The 3,666-nt window shown below is 38.2% G+C and carries 3 protein-coding genes; 2 read left to right on the top strand and 1 reads right to left on the bottom strand.

Features of this window, described 5'->3' with window-relative positions; genetic code table 11:
* Positions 1–36: 36 nt before the first annotated feature.
* A complete protein-coding gene (locus tag H5072_RS14360) occupies positions 37–837 on the bottom strand; it encodes a DUF2989 domain-containing protein (RefSeq protein WP_024596170.1) in 801 nt (266 codons plus the stop codon).
* Positions 838–1,011: 174 nt separating this feature from the next.
* Between H5072_RS14360 and H5072_RS14355 the strand changes: the two genes are divergently transcribed.
* The gene (locus tag H5072_RS14355; RefSeq protein ID WP_002960684.1) at positions 1,012–2,454 is read left to right on the top strand and encodes a glyceraldehyde-3-phosphate dehydrogenase; all 1,443 of its coding nucleotides are present in this window, start codon (positions 1,012–1,014) and stop codon (positions 2,452–2,454) included.
* A 183-nt stretch (positions 2,455–2,637) separates the two neighbouring features.
* A partial coding sequence (locus H5072_RS14350) for a carboxypeptidase family protein (RefSeq protein WP_182693901.1) occupies positions 2,638–3,666 on the top strand: 1,029 nt, incomplete at its 3' end.

Here is a 3,666-nt window from a genome sequence, read left to right as displayed (position 1 = left end):
AGCAGATTGGTATTAGGTTATTTTTGCGATTATAAATTAAAACTCTCGAGGAGATACAAAATCACCTGCCATTATTTGCTGAAATGTTTGCTCTGCAAGTACATCTAGGCTATCTAAGCTTTTACCATTTGCGACTAATTTCTGCTCAATTTCAAATACATCAATATTTTCAATCCCCGACATTTGCGCTACTTTAGAAAATATATATGCGTGCTTAAACTTATCATGTTTATAAAAAAGACTAATAAGTGATGTATACACTTCCGGATTCGGTATGTTGTCTTTTTTATTGAGCTCTAGAGTTTTATAAAGTAAATCAATGGTTTTTTCATCATCAAATTTAATATAGTACGATGCTAAAAAAAATTGCATTTCGGCACTTTGCGTTACACTTTTATCATTTTCTATAGCCAATAATTTAGTCAACGCACTTTGGTTGTTATTTCGTGACCATTGGTAGTAAAGCAAACCTGGGTGGTTTGTATTTTGGGTATCTTGATATAACCGAGTCATTTCTTTAATACTCGTTAATTGACCATCAATACGTGACGTTTTTTTAGCTTTTAACTTAATATGTTCAATTTTAGCGGCCAAAGTTATGCATTGGTTATAAGATTCAAAGTCCTTGAGTAATTGGTATTTATTTTCATCAGTAGGGTCTTTGTATTCTATGTAGCGTTTGATAATTACATCAGAACGCTCATCCTTGCAGTGACTGTCTTTGTTTAAGTCGCTACAAAAGCCAGGTGTTTCTTTGCACACTTGTGCGAGTGTTAACGGCTCTTCACACCCTGCCAATGTTAGCAAACCCAATAGTACACTTGCTTTTTTAAGCATTCCTTAACCCCAAATGAATATTTACTTTGTTATTCTAACGCAATCATTTAATGCCTAACAGTAGAGAATAACTTCAGTTTAAATTAGAATAGCCCTGCCTGAAGTGCATTACTCTCAAAATATAGTGCATTTTTAAAGGCTATCCGTTCAAAATGATAAACTTAGGTAAATAAAATGACCTCATCTCACGAGTTAGAATACACAAATAGTTGGCAAGAGCGCCAAGATTACGCAGAAAGCATGCAACCAATTATTGGTAAGCTTTACCGTAATCGTGGTATCGAAATCGCTGTATATGGCCGTCCTCTCGTAAATGCCAGTACTATCGATATTATCAAATCTCACAAAACCGTTGCTCAGTTTGAAGGCACTAAATTACGTTTGCGCGAAAGCTTCCCATTTTTAGAAGCTATCAGCAAAATGGAATTAAACTCAGCACGTATTGATATTGGTAAGCTTGCATATAGTTATTTGTTCACTGAAGCCGCAAAAGGTCGTTCAGTAGAAGAGTTTGTAAAAGATGAACTTGCAGAAATAACAGACTCACCAGCGAAAGAGCCACGCGATGTAGTATTGTATGGTTTTGGTCGTATCGGTCGTTTATTAGCGCGCTTATTAATTGAAAAATCAGGTCCATATTCAGATTTACGTTTGCGCGCTATTGTTGTGCGTGGTGGTAAAGATGGGGATCTTGAAAAGCGTGCAAGCTTACTGCGTCGTGATTCAATTCATGGTCCATTTAATGGCTCAATCACGATTGATAAAGAGCGCAATGCAATTAAAGCTAACGGTAGCTACATTCAAGTTATTTACGCTAACTCTCCTAGCGAAATTGATTACACTCAATACGGTATCGACAATGCATTAATTGTTGATAACACCGGTATTTGGAAAGACGAAGCGGGCCTTGGCCAGCACCTAGAGTGTAAGGGCGCTGCAAAAGTATTATTAACAGCTCCTGCAAAAGGCAATATCAAAAACATCGTATATGGTGTTAATAACAAAGATATTTTACCTGAAGATAAAATTGTTTGTGCAGCAAGCTGTACAACCAATGCAATTACACCAACGCTTAAAGCATTAAACGATAAGTTTGGTATCAATAATGGCCATGTTGAAACTGTACACTCGTACACGAACGATCAAAACCTTATTGATAACTACCACAAAGCAGAGCGCCGTGGCCGTGCCGCAGCACTCAATATGGTAATTACTGAAACAGGTGCTGCAAAAGCGGTTTCAAAAGCATTACCAGAGCTTGAAGGCAAGTTAACAGGTAACGCAATCCGCGTACCTACACCTAATGTGTCGCTAGCTATTTTAAATCTTAACTTAGCAACAAGCACATCAGTTGAAGAGCTAAACGCATTTTTACGCGATACAGCACTTCATTCAGACTTACGTGATCAAATTGATTACACTGCATCAACGGAAATTGTATCTACCGATTTAGTAGGTAGCCGTTACGCAGGTGTTGTTGATTCACAAGCAACAATTGTTGAAGATAACCGTATTGTTTTATATGTATGGTACGACAATGAGTTTGGTTACAGCTGCCAAGTAGTTCGTTGTATGCGCGATATGGCCGAAGTGTCATTCCCAAGCTTACCTCGCTAATTTATTTGCAGTGACTTAAAAGCCAGCATGTTGCTGGCTTTTTTGGTCGTGTATTATTTTTAAACCGTATGCCTTGTGATAGGCTTTAATTAAGAAGATGCACATTCGTTTTACTATTTATAAAATAATGTCAGTTCTGTGAATTAATAAGCAGATAAACTTATTCAACCTAAAGGTTTTTTCATGAAAATCAGCAGCAATTTCGACAGTGGTAATATCAAAGTTATTGAAGCCACCGATCCTTTAAATATTCAATTAGAAATTAATAAAGATCACCAGTCTGAATTTTATCAGTGGTTTCACTTTCGTCTTGAAACAACACCGTACCAATTGCATAAGTTAAATATTAATGAGCTTGATAAATCAGCTTACCCAGATGGTTGGGAAGGGTACCAAGCCGTTGCATCATATGACCGCCAAACATGGTTTCGTGTACCATCAAGCTATGAAAATGGCACATTAAGCTTTGAAATTGAACCAGAGTGCGGCAGCGTATATTTTGCTTACTTTGCGCCATACAGTTACGACCGCCATTTAGATTTATTATCTTGGGCACAAAGCCAAGGCGCTTGCCAATTAATAACGCTTGGTGAAACACTCGATGGCCGCGATATGAGTGTGCTTAAAATTGGTGAGCCAAGTGAAGACAAGAAAACCATTTGGATCACAGCACGTCAACACCCAGGTGAAACAATGGCGCAGTGGTATGTTGAAGGTCTACTGCACAAACTTCTTGATGACGAAGACCCACATGCAGCTGCGCTTCTATCAAAAGCAGTTTTTTACGTTGTGCCTAATATGAATCCAGACGGTAGCGCACGCGGACATCTTCGTACTAACGCTAAAGGTGTTAACTTAAACCGTGAATGGCAAACACCAAGCATGGAAAATAGCCCTGAGGTTTACTTAGTGCTTAATAAAATGCGCGAAGCTGGCTTAGATATGCACTTAGACATACACGGCGATGAAGCTATCCCATATAACTTTGTGGCAGGCAGTGAAGGTATTCCAAGTTACGATGAACGCTTAAAAGGTTTAGAAGATAGCTTTAAAGCTGCGCTTTTAACTATTACACCTGAGTTTCAAGATGAGCATGGCTATCCAAAAGATGAGCCAGGTCAAGCTAACCTAACGGTAGGTTCATCAGCTACGGCTGAAGAATTCAAAGCATTAACGTACACAATTGAAATGCCATTTAAAGATAACAACGCT

Origin of the sequence: Pseudoalteromonas sp. SR45-5 (genome assembly GCF_014163565.1) — a bacterium.
GTDB lineage: Bacteria > Pseudomonadota > Gammaproteobacteria > Enterobacterales > Alteromonadaceae > Pseudoalteromonas > Pseudoalteromonas distincta.
This window is presented reverse-complemented; position numbering and strand designations above follow the sequence as displayed.

Bases quoted from the DNA above. Each gene is read 5' to 3' on its own strand.
- H5072_RS14360 (WP_024596170.1), bottom strand. From the start codon at position 837: ATGCTTAAAAAAGCAAGTGTACTATTGGGTTTGCTAACATTGGCAGGG.
- H5072_RS14355 (WP_002960684.1), top strand. From the start codon at position 1,012: ATGACCTCATCTCACGAGTTAGAATACACAAATAGTTGGCAAGAGCGC.